At 69.1% G+C, this 22,552-nt stretch carries 20 protein-coding genes; 11 read left to right on the plus strand and 9 right to left on the minus strand.

What is annotated here, in order from left to right; translation table 11 throughout:
* Positions 1–109 precede the first annotated feature (109 nt).
* The 3 genes from ACMW4R_RS16550 to ACMW4R_RS16560 are packed head-to-tail and all read left to right on the plus strand — an operon-like array spanning position 110 to position 2,612.
* Positions 110–775, plus strand: coding sequence for an amino acid ABC transporter permease (locus tag ACMW4R_RS16550; protein ID WP_058595378.1), 666 nt, complete (start codon positions 110–112; stop codon positions 773–775).
* Positions 762–1,547, plus strand: a complete 786-nt coding sequence (locus tag ACMW4R_RS16555) for an amino acid ABC transporter ATP-binding protein (RefSeq protein ID WP_418300456.1) — start codon at positions 762–764, stop codon at positions 1,545–1,547. Before ACMW4R_RS16550 ends, ACMW4R_RS16555 begins: the two co-directional genes overlap by 14 nt.
* A gap of 24 nt (positions 1,548–1,571) precedes the next feature.
* Positions 1,572–2,612, plus strand: coding sequence for an NAD(P)H-dependent flavin oxidoreductase (locus tag ACMW4R_RS16560; RefSeq protein WP_058615079.1), 1,041 nt, complete (start codon positions 1,572–1,574; stop codon positions 2,610–2,612).
* 13 nt (positions 2,613–2,625) lie between these two features.
* Here ACMW4R_RS16560 and ACMW4R_RS16565 read toward each other — a convergent pair whose 3' ends face one another.
* On the minus strand, positions 2,626–2,901 hold the full coding sequence (locus ACMW4R_RS16565) for an acylphosphatase (protein WP_418300457.1): 276 nt from the start codon (positions 2,899–2,901) through the stop codon (positions 2,626–2,628).
* Between the two features lie 109 nt (positions 2,902–3,010).
* On the minus strand, positions 3,011–3,670 hold the full coding sequence (locus tag ACMW4R_RS16570; RefSeq protein WP_418300458.1) for a LysE/ArgO family amino acid transporter: 660 nt from the start codon (positions 3,668–3,670) through the stop codon (positions 3,011–3,013).
* A 69-nt stretch (positions 3,671–3,739) separates the two neighbouring features.
* Here ACMW4R_RS16570 and ACMW4R_RS16575 point away from each other — a divergent pair, with 69 nt between their 5' ends.
* Complete coding sequence (locus tag ACMW4R_RS16575) at positions 3,740–4,627, plus strand: LysR family transcriptional regulator ArgP (protein ID WP_418300459.1); 888 nt, start codon at positions 3,740–3,742, stop codon at positions 4,625–4,627.
* A 1-nt stretch (position 4,628) separates the two neighbouring features.
* On the opposite strand, the gene ACMW4R_RS16580 is transcribed toward ACMW4R_RS16575, so the two are convergent.
* The 4 genes from ACMW4R_RS16580 to ACMW4R_RS16595 all read right to left on the minus strand — a co-directional run bounded on the left by ACMW4R_RS16580 (position 4,629) and on the right by ACMW4R_RS16595 (position 8,907).
* Positions 4,629–5,648: an NADP-dependent oxidoreductase gene (locus ACMW4R_RS16580; RefSeq protein WP_058626474.1), complete on the minus strand. Its 1,020-nt coding sequence runs from the start codon at positions 5,646–5,648 to the stop codon at positions 4,629–4,631.
* A 325-nt stretch (positions 5,649–5,973) separates the two neighbouring features.
* Entirely contained in the window at positions 5,974–6,447 is a 474-nt protein-coding gene (locus ACMW4R_RS16585; RefSeq protein WP_058595385.1) for a MarR family winged helix-turn-helix transcriptional regulator, read from the minus strand.
* Positions 6,440–8,134, minus strand: coding sequence for an MDR family MFS transporter (locus ACMW4R_RS16590; protein WP_058595386.1), 1,695 nt, complete (start codon positions 8,132–8,134; stop codon positions 6,440–6,442). The genes ACMW4R_RS16585 and ACMW4R_RS16590 overlap by 8 nt, the downstream gene beginning before the upstream one ends.
* Before the next feature lie 98 nt (positions 8,135–8,232).
* Positions 8,233–8,907 carry a YqaJ viral recombinase family protein gene (locus ACMW4R_RS16595; protein WP_058595387.1) on the minus strand — a complete coding sequence of 225 codons (675 nt, stop codon included), beginning with the start codon at positions 8,905–8,907 and terminating at the stop codon, positions 8,233–8,235.
* A 102-nt stretch (positions 8,908–9,009) separates the two neighbouring features.
* Here ACMW4R_RS16595 and ACMW4R_RS16600 point away from each other — a divergent pair, with 102 nt between their 5' ends.
* From ACMW4R_RS16600 to ACMW4R_RS16615, 4 genes are all read left to right on the plus strand, one after another.
* Positions 9,010–9,411 carry a hypothetical protein gene (locus tag ACMW4R_RS16600; protein WP_058595388.1) on the plus strand — a complete coding sequence of 134 codons (402 nt, stop codon included), beginning with the start codon at positions 9,010–9,012 and terminating at the stop codon, positions 9,409–9,411.
* A gap of 440 nt (positions 9,412–9,851) precedes the next feature.
* Positions 9,852–10,367, plus strand: a complete 516-nt coding sequence (gene rplJ, locus ACMW4R_RS16605; protein WP_058595389.1) for a 50S ribosomal protein L10 — start codon at positions 9,852–9,854, stop codon at positions 10,365–10,367.
* A 38-nt stretch (positions 10,368–10,405) separates the two neighbouring features.
* Positions 10,406–10,792, plus strand: a complete 387-nt coding sequence (gene rplL / locus ACMW4R_RS16610; protein WP_058595390.1) for a 50S ribosomal protein L7/L12 — start codon at positions 10,406–10,408, stop codon at positions 10,790–10,792.
* A 247-nt stretch (positions 10,793–11,039) separates the two neighbouring features.
* Positions 11,040–15,173, plus strand: a complete 4,134-nt coding sequence (locus tag ACMW4R_RS16615; RefSeq protein ID WP_418300460.1) for an ExeM/NucH family extracellular endonuclease — start codon at positions 11,040–11,042, stop codon at positions 15,171–15,173.
* Between the two features lie 52 nt (positions 15,174–15,225).
* Here the strand turns inward: ACMW4R_RS16615 and ACMW4R_RS16620 are convergent, their stop codons facing one another.
* The gene (locus ACMW4R_RS16620; RefSeq protein ID WP_058595391.1) at positions 15,226–16,236 is read right to left on the minus strand and encodes a LacI family DNA-binding transcriptional regulator; all 1,011 of its coding nucleotides are present in this window, start codon (positions 16,234–16,236) and stop codon (positions 15,226–15,228) included.
* 237 nt (positions 16,237–16,473) lie between these two features.
* Here ACMW4R_RS16620 and ACMW4R_RS16625 point away from each other — a divergent pair, with 237 nt between their 5' ends.
* From ACMW4R_RS16625 to ACMW4R_RS16635, 3 genes are all read left to right on the plus strand, one after another.
* Positions 16,474–17,802, plus strand: coding sequence for an ABC transporter substrate-binding protein (locus ACMW4R_RS16625; RefSeq protein WP_058595392.1), 1,329 nt, complete (start codon positions 16,474–16,476; stop codon positions 17,800–17,802).
* Positions 17,803–17,927: 125 nt separating this feature from the next.
* Positions 17,928–19,280 (plus strand): carbohydrate ABC transporter permease, encoded by a 1,353-nt coding sequence (locus tag ACMW4R_RS16630; protein WP_081317225.1) that lies wholly within the window; start codon positions 17,928–17,930, stop codon positions 19,278–19,280.
* Positions 19,277–20,254, plus strand: a complete 978-nt coding sequence (locus ACMW4R_RS16635; protein ID WP_058595393.1) for a carbohydrate ABC transporter permease — start codon at positions 19,277–19,279, stop codon at positions 20,252–20,254. The genes ACMW4R_RS16630 and ACMW4R_RS16635 overlap by 4 nt, the downstream gene beginning before the upstream one ends.
* A gap of 691 nt (positions 20,255–20,945) precedes the next feature.
* Here ACMW4R_RS16635 and ACMW4R_RS16640 read toward each other — a convergent pair.
* The gene (locus tag ACMW4R_RS16640; protein ID WP_418300461.1) at positions 20,946–21,617 is read right to left on the minus strand and encodes a DUF305 domain-containing protein; all 672 of its coding nucleotides are present in this window, start codon (positions 21,615–21,617) and stop codon (positions 20,946–20,948) included.
* 1 nt (position 21,618) lies between these two features.
* A complete protein-coding gene (locus tag ACMW4R_RS16645; protein WP_058597772.1) occupies positions 21,619–22,326 on the minus strand; it encodes a DUF3105 domain-containing protein in 708 nt (235 codons plus the stop codon).
* Positions 22,327–22,552 lie beyond the last annotated feature (226 nt).

A 22,552-nucleotide genomic window follows, 5' to 3' on the forward strand; every position in this document is an offset into this window, starting at 1 on the left:
CGCCCCCTCCTCACCTCTAGCGTGGGACGGGGCGGTCCGCCCCGCGTGATGAATCCCGGGCACGCGCCCGTGCGAAGCGGGCGCCCCGCCCGCGTGAAGAAGGAGGCCCATGAACGACGTCTGGTCGTTGATGCTCGACTCGTTCTGGCCGATGGTGCTGGCGGGACTGCGGGGAACCATCCCGCTGTCGCTCGCCTCGTTCGCGATCGGCCTCGTCATCGCGCTCTTCATGGCGCTGCTCCGGCTCTCGCGCAACGTCGTGCTCTCCGGCTTCGCCCGGTTCTACATCTCGATAATCCGCGGCACGCCGCTGCTCGTGCAGCTGTTCGTGATCTTCTACGGTCTGCCCACGATCGGTGTGACGATCGACCCGTTCCCCGCGGCGGTCATCGCGTTCTCGCTGAACGTCGGCGGGTACGCTGCCGAGGTCATCCGCGCCGCGATCCTGTCGGTCCCGCGCGGGCAGTGGGAGGCCGCTCACACCGTGGGGCTCTCGCCGCGCAAGACGCTGACCCGCATCATCCTCCCGCAGGCGGCTCGCGTCTCGGTGCCCCCGCTGTCGAACACGTTCATCTCGCTCGTGAAGGACAGCTCCCTGGCATCCCTCATCCTCGTCTCGGAATTGTTCCGCCAGGCGCAGAACATCGCCGCGTTCTCGTACGAGTTCATGGCCGTCTACCTCGAGGCGGCGTTGATCTACTGGCTGTTCTGCCTGGTGCTCTCGTTCGGCCAGAACGCGCTCGAGAAGAGATTGGACCGCCATGTCGCCCACTGACACTACGCTGCTGCAGGTCACGGGTCTGGAGAAGAGCTTCGGCACCAACCGCGTGCTCGACGGCGTCGACCTCGAGGTCCGCCGCGGCGACGTGCTCGTGCTGATCGGCCCCTCGGGCTCCGGCAAGACGACGGTTCTGCGTTGCCTCAACGGCCTGGAGACCCCGGATGCCGGTGTCGTGGCGTTCGACGGAGGGCCGAGCGTCGACTTCGCAGGGCGTGTGAGCAAAGCCGATCGCACGGCTCTGCGCGACCGATCGGCGATGGTGTTCCAGCACCACAACCTCTTCCCGCACCTCACGGTCCTGCAGAACGTGATCGAGGGACCGGTGCAGGCGCACGGTGTCCCGCGAGCGGATGCCGTCGCGCGCGCCGTGACGCTGCTCGACCGCGTCGGACTGACCGAGAAGCGCGACGCGTACCCCTCGGAACTCTCCGGCGGACAGCAGCAGCGCGTCGGCATCGTGCGCGCCCTGGCGCTTCAGCCGCAGCTGCTCCTCTTCGACGAGCCGACCAGTGCGCTCGACCCCGAACTCGTCGGCGAGGTGCTCACCGTGCTGCGCGAGCTCGCGAACGAGGGCTGGACGATGGTCATCGTCACTCACGAGCTCGGTTTCGCACGCGAGGTCGCCGATGAGGTCCTTTTCTTCGACGAGGGCGTGATCGTGGAACGCGGTGCCCCGTCGGAGCTGCTGCGCCGACCGAAGAAGGAGCGCACGCAGCGCTTCCTCAACCGCCTGCTCCGCCCCCTCGACGGCCCCGATCCCGCCTGACGCCCGGGCGGGTAGCGTCGGAGCATGCGCCTCGAGAACCTGCTCGACATCGACGTCCCGATCGTCCTCGGTCCGTTCGGCGGCCTCTCCTCGGTCGCCCTGACCGCGGCGGTCAGCGACGGCGGCGGCCTCGGTTCGTACGGTTTGTACGGATACACGCCCGACCGCATCCACGACACGATCGCTGCTCTGCGGGCGGCGACCTCACGGCCGATCGCGGTGAACCTCTGGCTCCCGCGGGGCGACGAGGTCACCCCCGCCGACGTCGACGTCGACCCCTTCCTCCGTGCTGCGGCGCCCCTCTACGCGGCCGCGGGTGTCGCACCGCCCGTGCCCCCGGCATCCTTCCTGCCGCCCCTCGACGAGCAGCTCGACGCCGTGTTCGCCGCGCGACCCGACGTGTTGAGCGTCGTGTTCGGGGTTCCGGATGCCGCCACCCTGGCTCGCGCGAGGGACCTCGGCATCCGCGTCCTCGGCACGGCCACCTCGGTCGCCGAGGCGGTCGCCCTCGACGCGGCGGGGGTCGACGCGGTGGTCGCGACCGGAGCGGAAGCGGGCGGGCATCGCGTGTCGTTCCTGCGGGACCCCGCCCAGTCGCTCGTCGGCACGTTCGCGCTGATCCCGCAGGTCGTCGACGCGGTGGACGTTCCCGTGATCGCGGCCGGGGGGATCGCCGACCGACGCGGGGTGGCGGCGGCGCTCGCGCTCGGTGCGGCGGGCGTGCAGGTCGGGACCGCGTTCCTGCGCACCCGCCAGTCGGCCGCGACCCCGGGCCACCGGGACGCGATCGCCGCGGCGGCCGACGTCGACACCGTGCTGACGCGAGCGATGAGCGGACGCCTGGCCCGCGGCATCCCGAACCGCGCGATGCGCGAGCTCGAGGAGACGGGCATGATCGCTCCGTTCCCGGCGCAGAACTGGCTGACCGGGGTGTTCCGGGCCGCGGCGGGCGCGGCGGGCGAGCACGACCTGGTGTCGCTGTGGGCGGGGCAGTCCGCGGGGCTCGCGCGCCTCGACGACGCGTCCGAGGTGCTCGCGGAACTCCGCGCGGGGTTGCCGGGCTAGGTGACCACGCGCCTCAGGCGGTTGCGCGGATCTCGAAGGCGTCGGGGGCCGTCTCGGAGCCGGCCGCGACGTCGACGCGCTCGACCGCGGCCGACGGTGGGCCGTGATGCGCCCACGCAAGGACATCGGCGACGATCGCCGGGTCGCCCGACAGCAGAGCCTCGACCGTGCCGTCGCGACGGTTGCGGACCCACCCCCGCACGCCCGCGCGCTGCGCTTCGTCTCGCAGCGCGTACCGGAACCCGACGCCCTGCACCCGTCCGTGCACCGTGATGGTCACCGTTCGCATGGAGCCATTCTCGTCGCCGAGCCTCCGGCAGCGCGGGGCGTGTTCGTCACGTCGGCGCGCGAGAACCGCGCCCCGACCCCGGCGATGGGGGAACGGACGCGACCGCCGCTCAGTGCGGGAGTACGAGCGAGAATGCGAGCGCGAACATGACCACGGCGATGATCGCGTCGAGGATGCGCCACGCGCGCGGCGTATCGAGCCATCGCCCGAGGAAGCGGGCACCGAAGCCCAGGCCCGAGAACCACACGAGGCTCGCCAGGCACGCGCCGAGCGCGAACGCCCACCGCCCGTCACCGTGAGTGGACGCGACCGAGCCGAGCAGGAACACCGTGTCGAGGTATACGTGGGGGTTCAGCCAGGTGAGGGCGAGACAGGTCAGCACGGTTGTGACGAGGGTCGTGCGGGCCGGGCGGGTCTGCACGATCGTGGCTCCGGCATCCGGAATCGACGGGGATGCAGCGGTGTCGATGCGCAGCGTCTCGCCGCTCGGACGCACGGCCCGCCGAGCGGCAAGGACGCCGTATCCGACGAGGAATGCGGCACCGGCCCAGCGCACGACGACGATGAGCCAGGGGACCGCCTGCAGCACGAGCCCGATTCCCGAGACGCCGAGGAGGATGAGGATCGCGTCCGAGACCGCGCAGACGGCGACGACGGCGAACAGGTGTTCACGTCGAACGCCCTGGCGCAGCACGAACAGATTCTGCGCGCCGATGGCGACGATGAGCGAGAAACCGAGGCCGAGACCGGCGAGCAGGGGAGCGAGCACGCTCCGACGATAGGGGTGCGCGCAAAGAAAGCCCAGCTCAGGATTCTGACGTGCCGTTAGCATTGCTTCATGTCGATCCCCCTCGATCTCGCCCGCACCCTGGCCGTCGTCGTCGAGGAGGGGACTCTGGATGCCGCGGCCCGTCGCCTGCACGTCACTCCGTCAGCGGTGAGTCAGCGCCTCCGCGCGCTCGAGGATCAGCTCGGTCGCGTGGTGCTGGTCCGGTCGAAGCCGGTGCGGACGACCGAGGCCGGCGACGCCGTGGTGCGCCTCGCGCGCCAGCTCGCGCTGCTCGAGCACGATGCGCTGACCGCGATCGGCACAGAGGACGGGGCCGTGGCATCCGTCCCGCTCGCCGTCAACGCCGACTCGCTCGCGACGTGGTTCCTGCCGCCGCTGGCGCGGGTGTCGGCCCGTCGACCGGTCGTGTTCGACCTGCACCGCGACGATCAGGATTTCACGGCGGGGCTCCTCGAGGCGGGCACGGTGATGGCGGCGGTGACGTCGCGCGAGACCCCCGTCGCGGGATGCCGCGTGCGTCCCCTCGGAGTCCTGCGATACGAAGCGGTCGCGACCGTCTCCTTCGTCTCCCGCTGGTTCGCCGACGGCGTCGACACGGCCTCACTGGCGGACGCGCCCGTCGTCGACTTCGACCGTCGCGACGACCTGCAGACGCAGTGGTTGGCGCGTCGGGGAGTGGCGGCGGGGTCGCCTCCGCGCCATCGGGTCCCGGCATCCCAGGACTTCGCCACCGCCGTCGAGTTGGGCCTCGGATGGGGGCTGCTGCCGCGCTTCCAGTCGGCCGCCGGCCTGGCCGAGGGCACGCTGGTGCGCCTCGGGGACGATCCGATCGACGTGCCGCTCTTCTGGCAGCAGTGGAATCTCACGTCTTCCCTCCTCGACGACGTCGCCGAGGAGGTCGTCGGGGAGGGGCGGCGGGTGCTCGCGAACGGCTGAGTCAGTCGTCGCTGACGTGCAGCACGATCTTGCCGCGGGTGTGTCCGCGCTCGAGCTCGGTGTGCGCGGCGGCTGCCTCGTCGAGGTCGAAGACCCGGTCGATGAACACGCGTACGGCACCGGAGTCGATCAGGCGACCGATCGTGGCGAGCGCTGCGCCGTCGGGGATCGTCTTGTAATCGGTGGACCGGATGCCACGCGCCGAGGCCGCCTCGCGGAATCCCGGCCAGGCGCCGGTCGGCACCTCGATCAGCAGACCGCCGGGACGCAGCACCTCGAGTGATCGCGTGCCCGTGTCGTCGGCGACGTTGCCGATGAGGTCGATGACGACGTCGACGTCGGCCACGACGTCTTCGAAGCGGGTCGAGGTGTAGTCCACGACCTCGGCGGCGCCGAGTTCACGCAGCCAGTCGAGGTTGTGGGGAGACCCCGTGGCGATGACGTGTGCGCCGAAGTACGCGGCGAACTGGACGGCGAAGTGCCCCACGCCGCCGCTCCCGGCGTGCACGAGGATGCGCTGACCCTGGTGGGCGAGCGCGGTCTCGACCACGAGGCCCCACGCCGTGAGAGCCGCGACGGGGACGCCCGCGGCCTCGACGTACGAGAGGGCGGCGGGCTTGCGAGCGAGCGAGAGGGTGGGCACGACGGCGTACTCGGCGTAACCGCCGGGGGTGCGGGGGACGGCGGCCATGCCGTACACCTCCGTGCCGACGGGGAAGGGGTGCGCGTCGAACGGGGCCTTCACGACGACTCCGGACACGTCGAGTCCGAGAACGGACGGCCACGCGTCGATCGCGCCCGACATTCCGCGGCCCGCGCGGGTCTTGGCGTCGATGGGGTTGATACCGGCGGCGACAACCCGGATGAGCACCTCGCTGAGCACGGGTGTCGGGACGGCGACCTCTGCGACCCGCAGCGCGTCGGCGGCGCCGGGAGCATCGAAGACGACCGCCCGCATCGTGTCGGGGACCGCGGGGGCGGGGTCGATGCTCGTCTCGGGACGCGTCGATCGGAATCTCATCGGGCGCTCTCTCTCGCGTACAGGCGGCGACGCCGCCGCGGTTCCCCCAGTCAATCGCGCCATTGTCTCCGCGGTGTTACACCTCGGTCACCGTGTCGCGACGGCGCGTTCAGCGCCCCCGGGCCGCGGTGTGCGGTCCGCGTGTCGCCCGTGTCTCTCGCACGCCGACGGCGCTGCGGGCCCGCGTGCTCCGATCGAGTGTCCAAAACACCCGGACGATTCGAGAAATCGTCCAGGTGTCTTGGACACTCAGCGCGGGTTCGCGGCGAGGGGCTTCCGCGGCGCGGGGCTTCCGTGGCGCGGGGCTCCCGCGCAAGGTCGGCGCTCAGTCGCGCGAGGGGACCTCGCCGACGGCGAGGGCGTGCAGCAGCGTCGAGAGGTGACGGATGTCGACGACCGACCAGTCGGCCATCGCCTCGTACAGCCGGCTCTCGTGCGGGGCGCGCGCGTCCGCGAGGCGTTCGTGGCCCAGTTCGGTGACTGAGATCAGCCGCGAGCGACCGTCGTTGGGGTCGGGTGTGCGGCTGACGAGACCCAGGTCTTCGAGTTCGCTGATCGACCGACTGAGGAAGCCCTTGTCGGCCGCCAAGCGCTCGGCGAGAGCCGACAGGGTCAGCGGACCGAAGCGGCTGACGACGGAAAGGGCCTTGAACGTGGCCGGAAGCATCCCGGGGCTCACGCGTTCCGCCGCCTCGGAGACGAAGCGGCGGAACACGGTCATGAGCTCCGAGAACGACGACTCCAGGGCCTGCACGGCCTCGCGGCGCTCGTCGCTCAGTTCGCTCGTCACGTCAGACATCCTCTCCCATCTGAGCCTCGCGACGTGCGCGGCGGGAGGGAGTGGCATCCTGTGTCGGCACCGCGCCGGTCGCGGCGAGGGTCGACATGCCCGCCGGAACCGACACGGTGGCGAAGTCGGCCTCGCTCGCCGCGACGCGCTCCGTGGTCGTCATACGGGTCAGCGGACGGTTCGGCAGGAAGAGGATCGCGATGAGGCTGACCACGGCGACCGGCACCGCGATGAGGAACGAGTGGGCGATCGACTGGGCGTAGATGTCCTCGACGATGACGCGAACGCTGTCGGGCAGCGTCGACACCTGCGGGATGGTGCCCGACTGGAGCGACTGGGCGACCGAGGCACCGTTCGCGCCGAGCCCCATGATCGCCGTCTTCAGGTCTTCGGCGCGGTCTGTGAACAGGCTGGTGGCCATGCTGGCGAGCGCGGCGCCCATGACCGAGACGCCGATCGTGCCCCCGAGGCTGCGGAAGAACGTCACGCCCGAGCTCGCCGCGCCCATCTGGGTGGGGTTCGCGGTGTTCTGCACGACGAGGACGAGGTTCTGCATCGTCATGCCGACACCCGCGCCGAGGAAGAACATGTAGAGCGAGACGAGGGCGAAGTTGGTGTCGTAGTGGATCGTCGACAGCAGGAACGACCCCGCGATCAGCAGCACGCCTCCGGCGATGAGGAACGGCTTCCAGTGGCCGAAGCGCGAGATGAGGGCGCCGACCACGATGGACGAGACGAGCAGGCCGCCGATCATCGGGATGGTCATGACGCCGGCCTCGGTGGGCGTGGCGCCGCGGGCCATCTGCATGTACTGGCTGAGGAACACCGAGGTGCCGAACATCGCGAGACCCGTCGCGATCGAGGCGATCGTGGCAAGGGTGAACGTGGCATCCCGGAACAGGGTGAGCGGCACGAGCGGCTCGGAGGAGCGCAGCTCGACGACGACGAAGAGGACTGCGGCGAGGACGGCGCCGCCGACCATCAGCATGGTCTCGGTGCTGGCCCAGTCGAAGGACTTCCCGGCGTTGGTGACCCAGATGAGGATGAGCGAGACCGCGGTCGACAGCAGGACGATGCCGAGGTAGTCGATCTTCACGGTCCGCTTCGCGCGCACCGGCAGGTGCAGGGTGCGCTGCTGGATGAGGAGCGCGGCGACGGCGAAGGGGAGGGCGACGAAGAAGTTCCAGCGCCATCCGAATGCGTCGGTTATCACGCCGCCGAGCAGCGGCCCACCGACCGTGGCGACGGCCATGACCGCACCGAACAGGCCCATGTAGCGACCGCGCTCACGGGGGCTGATGATGTCGGCCATGATGACCTGGCTGAGGGCGGCGAGGCCGCCCGCGCCGAGACCCTGCACCGCGCGGAAGGCGATGAGCATGTCGGTGTTCTGCGAGAACCCGGCTGCGGCGGTGGCGAGCACGAAGATTGCGATCGCGATCTGGATGAGCACCTTGCGATTGAACAGGTCGGCGAGCTTGCCCCAGATGGGGGTCGAGATCGCGGTGGTGAGCAGGGTCGCGGTGATGACCCAGGTGTAGGCGTTCTGGTCGCCCGACAGGTCGTGCACGATGACGGGCAGCGACGTCGAGACGACGGTCGAGGCGAGCATCGACACGAACGTGCCGAGCAGCAGCCCGATGAGGGCCGGGAGGACGCGCCGCTGAGCGGGCGCGTCGACGGAGGTGGTTGCCATGCGGAACTCCACGGAAGGGGGACGGATGCCGCGACGACGATGGCGCGATTAGTTGACTGATGTCAACGATACGCCTGATGCTTGACTTGCGTCAACTATCAATCGAGGAGCGCGAGGGCGCGATACCTCTCCGTGGGTTCCTGTCGTGCCGGGGTCGGTTGGCGCGCCTGCATGGTGCGGCGGTAGAGCTCGTCGATGAGCGAGGTCGCGAGCCCGACGAGTTTGGCGATCTCGCGCTCGTCGCGGTCGATCCACTGGCAGCGCGGCTCGTCGTGCAGGGGGACGAATCCGTCGTGCTGCTCCCATGCCACGAGGGTCCGTTCCGCGCCGAGGACGTGCTGCTGCCACCAGATCTGCCGCATGTACGTGCGGGGGATGGAGCGCCATGCCTTGTTGGTCGTCTTGATCTCGGCGAGCACCACGCGGCCCTCGCCGTCGACGACGACGCCGTCGGGAGTGGCCAGATGCCGCTTCTCGACGACCGCGTGATACAGGGCCGACGAGGGCTGGATGCCGTGCGTCGCGGCCACCCACGCGGCGATCTCGGGCTCGCGCCGACGACCGTGCGCCGTGAAGGCGTTGCCCGAGAAACTCGAGCCCATGAGCTTGGCGTCCGCCGCGCGCGAGATGGCGTTCGCGCTGGTCAGAGTGGCCACGTCGGTCGCGGTGATGCCGCGCGAGCGCGCGCGGATCCAGGCGACGCGATCGCGCGAATCCGCGACGATCCGGGCGTCGAGGTCGGCGCTGCGGGAGGCGACGAGCTCGGGGGACATGCGTTCGACCCTAACCCCGCTCGGCGGCGGATCGACTGTGAGGCTCGGCGCGTCGGCATCCGGGGTCTTGTCATCGAAGTAAGGGTGACCTAAGTTAAGGGCATGACTCCGGATGCCGAGCACCTCCGTCGCCCCGACGGCGGCCGCTGGAGCGAGCTCGAGGGGGCCGTGCTTCTCGGCGGTGACGCGCGGAATCTGCCCGAGATGCGGCGGATCGCCGCCGCGCTGTCGCCCGCCGCGCACGTGACGATCGCGATCGAGGCGTCCGGCGAGAGGGAGATCGAGCCGTTCGACGCGGGCGACGCGCGGGTGAGCTGGCTCGATCGTTCGCTCGGCGGTCGGATCCGCCCGCGTGGCGAGCGCTTGGCGCAGGCGATCCACGCCTGGTGCGCCGAGTGGGCGTGCGGAGACTCCCCGGTCTGCACTGTCTGGCTCGGCGCACGGACGCCCACGCGCATCGTGCGCATGACCCAGGCGCTACTCCCCGCCCCGCGCGTCTCCTGACGCGCGCGGGGTGCTTCGCCGATGCCGCACACGCGGCGAGCCGTCGCGCGGACTTCTTCCGCGGCGCGCCGACGTGAGGCGCCGCGGGGCGGCGTGTCGGGCCGGATCTCCGCGCGGCGGTACGGTGTGGGAGGGGAGGCGTGCGGACCGGATCTCCGCGCGACGGCACGGCGGGCGGGCAGTGAGCGGCACCGGATTGGCGGGGAAGCGCGGCGTCGGGTAGAGTGGAGCCCAAGCCAAAGACCGTCGGTCATCGGAGTGCGTGCACGCCGATCGAAGCGTCTGCTGAAAAGCAGGGGACCTACGCAGGTAAACGAACTCTCCTTCGGGAATCCGAGCTCCGTGCGCCTGCGCCGGAGCTCTTCTTTTTTGCCCAGACCCCGGTGTCTTCGGCCGGCGCCCCGCCTCCGCGGAGCGCCTCGTACACACAAGGAGTGGCCATGGCGCAGAAGGATGCATCGGTCGCCGAGCTCACGAAGAACTTCGAGAACTCGACCGCCGTTCTGCTGACCGAGTACCGCGGTCTGACGGTTGCCCAGCTCAAGCAGCTGCGCAACGACATCCGTCAGGACGCGGATTACGCCGTGGTGAAGAACACGCTGACCAAGATCGCCGCCGCCAAGGCGGGGGTCACGGGACTGGATGACGAGCTCAAGGGCCCGTCCGCCATCGCGTTCGTGCACGGTGACCCTGTCGCCGTCGCGAAGGGCCTGCGTGCCTTTGCCAAGGCTAACCCTCAGCTCGTGGTGAAGGGCGGCTACTTCGATGGCGCCGCTCTGACCGCGGATGAGGTCAACAAGCTCGCCGATCTCGAAAGCCGTGAAGTCCTGCTGGCGAAGCTCGCCGGTGCGATGAAGGCGACGATGACCAAGGCGGCATACGTCTTCCAGGCGCTTCCGTCAAAGGCCGTTCGCACGGTCGACGCGCTGCGCGAGAAGCAGGACACCGCGGCCTGACCCGGCCCGGCTGATTAACCCGATCAAGGAGATACAACATGGCTAAGCTCAGCACCGAAGAGCTGCTCGACGCGTTCAAGGAGCTCACGCTCATCGAGCTGTCCGAGTTCGTCAAGGCGTTCGAGGAGACCTTCGACGTCACCGCCGCCGCCCCCGTGGCCGTGGCCGCTGCCGGCGCTGCCGGTGGCGCCCCCGCCGAAGAGGTCGAGGAGAAGGACTCGTTCGACGTCGTCCTCGAGGCCGCCGGCGACAAGAAGATCCAGGTCATCAAGGTCGTCCGCGAGCTCACCTCGCTCGGCCTCGGCGAGGCCAAGGCCGTCGTCGATGGCGCTCCCAAGGCCGTGCTCGAGGGCGCGAACAAGGAGACCGCCGACAAGGCGAAGGCTGCCCTCGAGGAGGCCGGCGCTACGGTGACCCTGAAGTAATTTCGCTTCACGGTCGCAGCAACGCGATTCAGAAGGCCCGGATGCCAATGGCATCCGGGCCTTCTTCGTCGTCAGGCGAGAGGGGCCCGTAGATACCCATGGCATCCGGGCCTTCTTCGCCGGACAGCGTGTTCACACGATGGCAACGAAAGAAGCCTGGGAATTCCTGATGAGGTCGTCTACGGTCGAAGAGACCCCCCCGTCGATCCCCCCACCCGACGATGTCCGTCGGATTCGCAGGAGACCCATGTCACCCGTGCCTTCTCGGCGACCCTCGGGCCGCACCGCGACAGCGCTGAGCGCTGCCGTCGCCGCCGCCCTTCTCGGTTCCGCCCTCGTCGCCCCCGCCGCCACCGCGGCATCGCTCGCGCCGACCACGCCCGTTCCCACGGACACCGCCGCGCCGACCTCGACGCCGCCCGCGGAGCCCGCACCGACGGAGACTCCGGCAGCCGGTGCCCCGGCGAAGGCCGCCGAGACCGCCGCTCCGGCGCAAGAGGCCGAAGCCGCGGCCGACATCACGCCCATCCGCGACATCCAGGGAGAGGGCGACAGCACCCCGCTCGACGGTCAGACCGTCACCACGCGCGGCATCGTGACCGCCGCGTACCCGACCGGCGGCTACAACGGCTTCTTCCTCCAGACCGCCGGGACCGGTGGTGAGCTGGGTGCCGAGCACACGGCATCCGACGCCGTCTTCGTCTACGGCTCGCGTGCGGTCGCCCAGGTCGCGATCGGCGACTACGTCGAGGTGAGCGGCACGGCGGGGGAGTACAACGGGCTCACCCAGATCGTCTCGGATGCCGACCTCGTCACCGTTCTCACCGAGGGCGCGGAGCCGGTCACCCCGGCCGAGATCGCGTGGCCGCGAACCGACGAGGAGCGCGAGCGCTTCGAGGGAATGCTGCTCGCGCCGCAGGGCGACTTCACCGTCACCAACACCTACATCACCGGCCAGTACGCGGAGATCGGGCTCGCGGCGGGCACGACGCCGCTGCTCACCCCCACCGAGGTCGCTCGACCCGGCACCCCGGAGTTCGACGAGGTCGTCGCCGACAACGCCGCGCGGGGTGTGGTGCTCGACGACGGCGCGTCGCTGAACTTCCAGCGCTCCGCCACCGACGTACCCCTGCCGTACCTGTCGCTCACCGATCCGGTGCGGGTCGGTGCTCCGGTGACGTTCACGCGTCCCGTCGTGCTCGACTACCGGTTCGACGCGTGGAAGCTCCAGCCCACGCAGCAGCTGACCGTCGACAATGCGGCCGAGGTGCAGCCCGCGACGTTCGCGAACACGCGTACGGAGCGTCCGGCCGACGTCGGCGGGACGGTGCAGCTCGCGAGCTTCAACGTGCTCAACTACTTCACGACCACCGCGGAGGACGTCGGTTGCGACTCGGTCTACACCGACCGCGAGGGCAACCCGATCACGGCGAATCGCTGCCCCGAGCCCGGTCCGCGCGGCGCGGCGAATGCCGAGAACCTGCAGCGCCAACAGGCGAAGATCGTCGCGGCGTTGAACGCGATGGATGCCGAGGTCGTCTCGCTCGAGGAGATCGAGAACTCCGCTGCCCTGGGTGAGCCCCGTGACGAAGCCCTGTCCACCCTCGTCGCCGCGCTGAACGCCGATCTCGGCGAGGACGCGTGGGCCTTCGTGCCGTCGCCGACCGCCCTCCCGGCCTCGGAGGACGTCATCCGCACGGCCTTCATCTACAAGAAGGCGGCGGTCAGCCCCGTCGGCGACAGCGTCATCCTCGACGACCCGGCCTTCTCCAACGCGCGCCAGCCGCTCGCCCAGGCGTTCGCGCCCGCCGGTCGCGACGACGCCGCCTTCGTGGCCATCGTGAACCACTTCAAGTCGAAGAGCGACAGCGACCCGGCCGCGGAGGGCGACAACGCCGCGGGCGACCAGGGGGCCTTCAACGGCGACCGCGTCCGCCAGGCGCAGGCGCTCGTCGCCTTCGCCGGAGAGCAGGCCGAGAGCGTCGAGGGCGGCGCCGTGTTCCTCCTCGGTGACTTCAACGCCTACACGCAGGAGGACCCCATTCAGGTGCTCCGCGACGCGGGATACGTCGACCTGGGCGGTGACACCGGCAAGTACACGTATTCGTACGACGGTCAGTCGGGCTCGCTCGACCACGTGCTCGCATCGCCGGCGGCACGGGAGCTCGTGACCGGCACGGATGTCTGGAACATCAACGCCGGCGAGGCGCTCGCGCTGGAGTACAGCCGCTACAACGCCAACGTGCGCAACTTCTACGACGCCTCTCCCTACCGGTCGAGCGACCACGACCCCGTGGTCGTGGGCATCGACCTGTCGGGGACGACCGAGCTCAACCTGTTGAACATCAACGACTTCCACGGGCGCATCGACGCCAACACGGTTAAGTTCGCCGGCACAATCGAGCAGCTGCGAGCCGAGAAGGGCGACGACCGGTCGCTCTTCCTGTCCAACGGCGACAACATCGGTGCCTCGCTGTTCGCCTCGGCCAACGCCGACGACGCTCCCACGATCGACGTGCTCAACGCGCTCGAGGTGGCGGCATCCGGAGTCGGGAACCACGAGTTCGACAAGGGCATCGACGATCTCACCGGTCGCGTCACCGAGCGTGCGGCATTCCCTTACCTCGGGGCGAACGTCTACCGCGACGGCCAGCCAGTGCTCCCCGGGTACGAGATCGTCGAGGTGAACGGCCTGCGGGTCGGTGTCGTCGGCGCCGTCACCGAGGAGACCGCCTCGCTCGTCAGCCCCGACGGGATCGAGGGCATCGAGTTCCGCGAGCCGGTCGCCGAGGTGAACCGCGTCGTGGCCGAGATCCGCGATCAGGTCGACATCCTCGTGGCGGAGTACCACGAGGGCGCCCTCCAGGGAGAGACGTCGGGAGGCACCCTCGACGACGCGATCGCCCGCGGCGGCGCGTTCGCGCGCATCGTCACCGAGACGGATGCCGATGTCGACGCGATCTTCACCGGTCACACGCACGAGGAGTACGCGTGGGACGCACCGATCCCCGGCACCGACGGGACGCGTCCCGTCCTGCAGACCGGCAACTACGGCGAGAACATCGGCCAGGTCGTCCTGACGATCGACCGCGCGAGCCGCGACGTCATCGGTCATGAGGCCCGCAACGTCCCGCGGCTTTCGGCCGAGGAGGTCGAGGGTGACGACGAGCAGACCGCGGAGAACAGCAAGGCCCTGGATGCCGAGCTCATCGCGACCTACCCCCGTGTCGCCGAGGTGGCCGACATCGTCGACCGCGCTCTCGCCGAGGCCGAGCGGGTCGGCTCGCAGCCGGTCGGCTCGGTGTCGGCGGACATCACGACGGCGTTCCTCGGCGGCTCGTACGTCGACGGTGTCTACCAGGGTGGTGAGCGCGACGATCGCTCCAAGCAGTCCGCGCTTGGCAACCTCGTCGCGGATGCCCTGCACGACACGCTCGCCGACCCCGTGCGCGGTGACGCCGACCTCGCGGTGGTGAACCCGGGCGGTCTGCGCGCGGAGCTGCTGCGCGGCGACGACGGCGTGATCACCTTCGCCGAGGCAAACGCGGTGCTGCCGTTCGTGAACAACCTCGGGACCACGAGCCTCACCGGCGATCAGCTGCGCCGTCTGCTGGAGCAGCAGTGGGGCGACGCGGCCGGACGTGCGGCGACGCTGTCGCTGAGCGTGTCCGAGAACGTGCGCTACACCTTCGACGCCACGCGCGCGCCGGGCGAGCGCATCACGGGCATCTGGATCGACGGGACGCCGGTCGACCCGGCCGCGTCGTACCGGGTGGGTTCGTTCAGCTTCCTGCTCTCGGGAGGCGACGCCTTCACGGTGTTCGACGAGGGGACGGATTCGCGCGATTCCGGTCTGATCGACCGGGACGGCTGGATCGCGTACCTCGGGTCCCACCCCGACCTCGCTCCCGACTTCACCGCGCGGGGCGTTCAGGTGACGGGTGCGCCGGCAGAGGCGGCCCGCGGGACCGAGGCCTCGTTCACCGTGTCGGGCCTCGACCTCACCTCACTCGGCAGCCCCGCGGCCACCGAAGCCAGAGTCACCGTCGGCTCGGGTGAGTCGCAGACGGTCCCCGTGAGCGACGGCGTCGCCGAGGTGACGGTTGCCGTTCCGGCGGATGCGCCTGACGCGCTCGACATCACCGTCTCGACCGCCTCCGGCTCCACCGCCACGGTTCCCCTGCGCGTGCTCGGCGGCGCCGAGGTACCGGCCGGACCCGGTGGCGGCGAGGGCGGCGAAGCGGCGCCGCCGCGCGGCCCCGACGGACTCCCGCGCACCGGTGCCGATACGGCGTGGATGGGTGGCGGAGTCCTCGCAGCCCTCGCCCTGCTCGCGCTCGGTGTGGCCGTGCGGCGTCGCGGAGTGCGTCAGGCCGACTGAACTCGGCAGAGAGCAGGGCCCCGGATGCCACGGCATCCGGGGCCCTGCTCTGTCACGCGCTCCGCGGAGGAGCCGTGGAGGCGCGCACGACCAGGCGTGTGACCGCCTCGGTGCGTCGGGCTGGTTCGTCGGTGCCCTCGATCATCGACAGGAGCAGTCGCGTCGCTTCGACCCCCTGGTCGAGGGGATACTGCTCGACGGTGGTGAGGGAGAACATCTCGGCGTAGTCGTGGCCGTCGATGCCGACCACGCTGAGCTCGGTCGGGACCGAGATGCCCATGCGGCGTGCGGCGATGATGACTCCGATCGCGACCTCGTCGCACGCGGCCACGACACCGGTCGGACGTGACCCCGCGTCGGCGAGGAACGACGCAGCGGCCGCGTAGGCGTCGGTGATCGTCAGCGTCGACGGGACGCTGCGGATACGGACGGCGAGCCCGTGGTCGTTCATCGCCTTTCGGTAGCCGATCGAGCGCTCGTCGACGTCTTTCGCCGGGGCGTCCGTCGGGGGAGTGCTGCCGACGAAGGCGATGTCGGTGTGTCCCAGCGCGATCAGGTGCTGCGTGATGATGCGCGTGATGGCGACGTTGTCGAGGCCGAGTGTCGGGACTCCGGAGAGCGCGTTGCCGATGCTGACGACGGGCTTGCCGATGTTGGCCAGGCGCTCCAGGTCGGCGTCGTCGGGCTCGAGTGCGACGGCGATGATTCCGTCGAATCGCTTCCGGGCGAGGTACGTCGAGTAGAGGCTTTCGCGGTCGTTGGAACCGGGCTCAGCGACATAGAGGGTGACGTCGTATCCGCGGGGGATGAGCGTCTGTTCGACGCCCTCGACGATGGCGCCGAAGTACCACCTGTTCACCTTGGGGACGATCAGGGCGATGGTACGCGTGCGACCGGTCGCCAGGCTCACGGCGCTGGTGGACGGCACGTATCCCAGGGCCGACGCCGCGTCCGAGACGCGTCGACGGGTGTCGTCGGAGACGTAGCCGCCGCCGGTCAGCGCACGACTCGCCGTCGATTTCGACACGCCTGCCAGGCGAGCCACATCGGCGATTCCGCTCATCGGTGTGTTCCTCGGTGTCCGGTCGACCTCCGTGTCGACATCGAAGCAGATTACCTGAGATTCACCCTTTATGGAACCGGTTCCCCCGCGGATCATCGTCCGAGAGCCGCGTGATTTCGCCAGTTATGCGTTCGTAATATTTCGGCGTTGCGCAACTTCTGGTTCTCGCCTACGGTGATCTGGAATCGGTTCCTGACAGAATCCGATGCACCATTGAACTCGAAGAGGAGAGACCACATGGGTATGTCACAGCGGTATCGCCTGCTGGCCCCCGTCGGCCTGCTGGCGGTCGGCGCGATCGCACTCGCAGGCTGCGCCGAGGGTGACAGCGGGGGCGGCACGAGCTCCGGGGGCGAGACCACCGTCCGCATCTCCGGCGGTATCACCGGCAGCGAAGCCGACCTGCTGAACCAGTCGTTCGAGAAGTTCACCGCCGACACCGGCATCAAGGTCGTCTACACCGGCGACAAGAGCTTCGAAGGCAACATCGTCACCAAGGTGACGGGTGGAGACGCCCCCGACATCGCCATCGTCCCGCAGCCGGGTCTGCTGAAGACCCTCATCGGCACCGGTGACGTGCAGAAGGCGTCCGACACCGTCTCGTCGAACGTCGACAAGTACTGGGGCGAGGACTGGAAGTCCTACGGCAGCGAAGACGGCACGTTCTACGCCGCTCCCATGCTCGCCAACCTCAAGGGCTACGTCTGGTACTCGCCGGCGAAGTTCAAGGAGTGGGGCGTCGAGGTCCCGAAGACGCTCGACGAGCTCATGACCCTCACGGCGACGATCCAGCAGAAGACCGGCGCCGCCCCGTGGTGCGCGGGCTTCGCGTCCGGCGACGCCTCGGGCTGGCCGGGCACCGACTGGATCGAGGACATGGTCCTGCGCCAGTCCGGACCCGACGTGTACGACCAGTGGGTCGCCAACGAGGTCAAGTTCACCGACGCGCCGATCAAGGAGGCGTTCGACGCCACCGGCAAGATCCTGCTGAACCCGCAGTACGTCAACGCCGGTTTCGGTGACGTCAAGAGCATCAACTCGGTGGCCTTCGCCGATGTGGCCGCCAAGGTCGCCGACGGCAGCTGCCCGATGACGCACCAGGCGTCGTTCCTGTCGTCGAACTTCCAGACGGTCAAGACCGCCTCGGGCGGCGAGGTGAAGGTCGCTCCCGACGGTGACGTCTACGCCTTCCTGCTCCCCGGCGTGACCGAGGGCAAGCTCGCGGTCGAGGGTGGCGGCGAGTTCGTCACCGCGTTCTCCGACGACGCGAACGTGCAGAAGGTCGTGGAGTTCATGTCGACGCCCGAGTTCGCGGATGCGCGTGTCAAGCTCGGCGGCGTGATCTCGGCGAACAAGGGCGCGGACCCCTCGCTGGCGTCCAGCGAATTCCTCACCGAGGCGATGAAGACGCTGCAGGACCCGAACACCACGCTGCGTTTCGACGCATCCGACCTGATGCCCGCGACCGTCGGTTCGGGATCGTTCTGGAAGGGCATGGTCAGCTGGATCGACGGTACGCCGACCGACCAGGTCCTGAGCGACATCCAGGCCGGCTACAACAACTGACCTCTTGAGGTCCACCCGATGGGTCGTCCGTGCTGCGGGCGGCCCATCGGGTCCATACTTCTCATCTGCCCGGCATGGCCCGGGCACTCATCGGTGAGCACGAAGGCGTGTTCGGGAGGGACGTCATGACCGAGATCACACACGTGGAGAAGACGCCGTCGGCGTCGCCTCCGCCGCGGGGGCGAGCGGCGGCAAAGCCGCGAGACTCCGCGCCACAGCGCCGGACCACGCTCCTCGTGGTCATGGTCGGGCTCATCCTCGTGGTGGCGCTCTTCCTCTTCATGGTCACGAGGGCCCCGGCCGAGACGAAGCCCACGACGCTGGGCTTCTCGCTCAACAGTTTCTTCAACTGGCTCGGCGGACTGAACCCGCTCGTGCAGATCCCCCTCGTGCTCCTGGTCTTCGGCGCCGTCGTGGGACTCCTGCTGCTGCTCATCGAGTACGCGCCGCGCTCCGGAAAGGGCTACTTCTGGCTGCGGCTCGTCGCGTGCTTCGCGATCCCGGTCCTCGCGTTCATGCTCCTGCGTCCGTATCAGAACGCGGTCATCTACGTGCTCGGCATCGCGGTGCTCCTGGGCGCGATCCTCTTCTACGCCGACTACCGTTCGCGCCAGGGAGCGGGCTACCTGTTCCAGCTCATCCTCTTCGCGGCTCCGGCCGCCATCCTGCTGCTGCTGGGCCTGGTGTACCCGGCCATCACCACGTTCTTCCAGTCGTTCTTCGACAAGACCGGTGACAACTTCGTCGGACTCGACAACTACGTCTGGACCTTCACGAACCCCGAGGGCTTCTGGTCGGTCATCAACACCCTCATCTGGGTGCTGCTCGCCCCGACGATCGCCACCGCGATCGGCCTGGCCTACGCGGTCTTCATCGACCGGGCGGCGGGCGAGAAGTACCTGAAGGTGCTCATCTTCATGCCTTTCGCGATCTCGTTCGTCGGTGCCGGCATCATCTGGAAGTTCGTCTACGACTTCCGTCAGGGCGACCAGATCGGCATCCTGAACGCCATCGTCACCGCCTTCGGTGGGCAACCCGTCTCATGGCTCGCCGCGACGCCCCTGGTCAACACCCTTCTCCTCGTCGTGGTGTTCATCTGGAGCCAGACCGGTCTCGCTATGGTCATCCTCTCGGCCGCGATCAAGGCCGTGCCGCCGGAGCAGATGGAGGCCGCCGAACTCGACGGGGCGAGCGCGTGGGAGCGGTTCATCAACGTCACCGTTCCCGGCATCCGCTCTTCGCTCATCGTGGTGCTCACCACGATCGCCATCGGCGCGCTGAAGATCTACGACATCGTCGCCGTCATGACAGGTGGTCGCAATGACTCGACCGTCCTCGCGTTCGAGATGGTCAACCAGCAGCAGCGGTTCCAGAGCTACGGGCACTCCGCGGCCCTGGCGGTCGTGCTGTTCGTCTTCGTGCTGCCGCTGATCATCTTCAACGTGCGCCAGATCCGGAAGCAGAGGGAACTGCGATGACCACCTCGACCGTCGTTCTCGAGCCGACGTCCGACGGGCGGAGCGCTCGTCAGGTCGCCCGCGACACGCGCAAGCACGAGGCCATGGCGCGCAAGCGCCTCACGTCCAAGGGCGCGACGATCGCGGCCGTCGTGATCGCCTTCTTCTGGACCATCCCGACGTTCGGCCTGTTCGTGACGTCGTTCCGGCCCGGATCCGACACCCAGTCGACCGGGTGGTGGACGGTGTTCACCGACCCCAGCTTCACGCTGGAGAACTACCGGCTGGCCTTCACCTCGGGTGGCACGGCGCTGACCCTCGCGCAGTCGTTCCTCAACTCCCTGGCGATCACGATCCCGGTCGTGCTGTTCGCCCTGGCGATCGCGTCGCTCATCGCGTACGCGTTCGCGTGGATCGACTTCAAGGGGCGGAACTTCTTCTTCATCTTCATCTTCGCTCTGCAGATCGTGCCGCTGCAGATGGCTCTCGTGCCGCTGCTGAGCCTGTTCTCGCGTGGTCTGACGATCAACGAGGTCACGATTTTCCCGGGCTTCGACCTGCGCGGCGTGGAGCACAGCTTCGCGACCGTGTGGATCGCGCACGTGATCTTCGCGATGCCGCTGGCGATCTTCCTGCTGCACAACTTCATCGCCGAGATCCCGCACGAGGTCATCGAGGCGGCGCGTGTGGACGGCGCCGGGCACGGTCAGGTGTTCTTCCGGATCATCCTCCCGCTCGCGGCTCCCGCGCTCGCGTCGTTCGCGGTGCTCGAGTTCATCTGGGTGTGGAACGACCTGCTGGTGGCGACCATCTTCGCGCCGTCGTCATCGCTGCCGTTGACGCAGTCGTTGAACTCGCTGTCGGGCACCTGGGGCGACCAGTGGTTCCTGCAGTCGGCCGGTACGTTCATCTCGATCCTCGTGCCGATCATCGTGTTCTTCCTCCTGCAGCGGTTCTTCGTCCGCGGCCTCCTCGCCGGAGCCACGAAGGGCTGACGTCGGGCACGACCGGAGGGGCGTGGCATCCATTGGGGGGTGCCACGCCCCTTCCTGTGTCGGGTGCGCTCACGGGCGCTTGTCGGTTGCGCGGGTGGCGGCGGCGCACACGGGCGCTTACCGGGTGCGCGGGTGGCGGGTGTCGGTACACGGGGCGGGTGTGCGGTGTGGGTGTGTGGTGTGGGTGTGGGTGTGTGGTGCGGGTGTGCGGTGTGGGTGTGCGGTGGCGGTGTGAGGGTCGCGCCCACGCATAAACGCGATTCGCGCGCGGAAACGCGGTGCACTCGTGTTTCTGTGAGCAGATCGCGTTTATGCCGAACGCAGGGGAGCCGGTGCGGGATGAGGGACGCCGGGCAGTGTGCGCCGGGTGGTGGCCCCGGGTCGGGGGCTGCGTTCACGCATAAACGCGATTCGCGCGCGGAAACACGGGGTGCTCGCGTTTCTGTGAGCAGATGGCGTTTATGGCGGATGCCGCGGAGCCGGTGCGGGATGAGGGATGCCGGGCAGTGTGCGCCGGGTGGTGGCCCCGGGGCGGGTGGCTGCGTTCACGCATAAACGCGATTCGCGCGCGGAAACACGGTGTGCTCGCGTTTCTGTGAGTGGATCGCGTTTATGGACGGCCCCGCCCCGCGCCCGACCCGGCCCGGCCCCGCGCCCGGCCCAGCCCGGACCGCGCGGGGCGGCGCGCGGGTCAGGCGGTGCAGGCGAGGCGGGACTGGATGTCGCGCATCGCGTCGATCTCGGCCGACTGGCCGGTGATGATCGCTCGCGCGACCTCTGCCACGCGCGGCTGGTCGCCCAGCTCGATGACCGCCTCTGCCATGGGGATCGCGCCCTGGTGATGGCGGATCATCAGGGAGAGGAACAGGCAGTCGGCGGGCTGGCCCTCGAGGGTGCGGAGCTGGTCGAGCTCGGCATCCGTCGCCATTCCCATCTGCGACAGCAACTCGTCCTGCGTGAGGGCGGAGGTGTCGCCGTGGCTGTGTGCGCCGGACGCCTGCATCCAGGTCATCAGCGGCTGCGGGGACGATTGCGGGAGCCCCCACTGCACCAGCCAGCCGTACATCTCACCGCGCTGGCCCGACTGAGCCGTGGCGATGTCGTACGAGAGCGTGCGCAGTTCGTCGTCGTCCGTCTTGCGGTAGATCTCCATCGCCATCTGCACCGCCTGGGTGTGGTGCACCTGCATGTCGCGGGCGAAGCCGGCGTCGGCCGAGGTCGTGGAGGGATACGTGGGCGCGGCCGTCGCGCCGAACGCCGTGAAGCGTCCGATCGCGAAGGCCACGGCCACGATGGCGACGGTGACGACCGCGACCACGATCCACCGGACCGCGGGGCGTGCGACCGGAGCGTCGTCGGTCATGTCAGGCCTTGCCCGGCCCATCGATCGCGCCGGAGCACGAGGCGTTCGGCTCGGGCACGTTCTGGCTCCGCCAGTACTCGGTGAAGAACTCGCCGATCCGCGGGTCGGTGGGGGAGTCGACCTTCAGCTGGTGGTTCCAGCCGCTCACCGCGACGGGGGTGTCGAGGCCGGGGTACGGCGAGAGGATCGCGTAGCTCGACGGCATGACCGCCTTGAGCGCGTCGATGCCGGCCTGATCGACCTCGTCGGGGTTGTAGGTGATCCAGATCGCCCCGTGCTCGAGGGAGTGCACGGCGTTCTCGTTCTGCTGCGGCTCGGTGTAGACGCCGCAGTTCAGCCAATACGGGTTGTGGGGGCCACCGGCCGGAGGGGTCTGCTCGTACGTGACGGCACCCTGCACGTGGTCGGAGCGGTTCTCGAAGGTCTGCACGCCCTCGATCACGCGGCCCGTGCTGTTCCCCGCCTGGTAGCTCGTCGGGGGAGCGGGGGCGAAGACGAAGGAGGCCACGACGACACCGACGACGGCGAGGGCGGCCGTCGATCCGACGACCCACCACACGAGCTTGCCGCGCTTACGACGCGCGAGCTCTTTCTGGTACTCGGCGAGCTTCGCCTGCCGCTTCTGCTCGCGCTGCTGCTTGACCGTGAGGTCGATCTGGGACTGCTTCGCCGGGTTTCCGCTGCTGCGTTTTTCAGGGGGAGGCGTCATGTGCGGTGTTCGTCTCTCTTCGGGGCGGGACACGTCGGCTCGGGCCGATTCGTCCAGCCTATGCGGATGAATACGGCGTCGGCCTGGGAGGAACCCGCATACCGGGATGGTGGGATGCACGGACCGCGCGATAGTATGACGATGTCGAATCGATTCGAGGTTCGATGATCCCCCATCTTTTTTTCGGCCCGACTCGTTCGGGCTGTCTGTGTTGCGAAACGAATTG

This window comes from Microbacterium sp. S1037 (genome assembly GCF_048381605.1).
Taxonomy (GTDB): Bacteria; Actinomycetota; Actinomycetes; order Actinomycetales; family Microbacteriaceae; genus Microbacterium; species Microbacterium testaceum_B.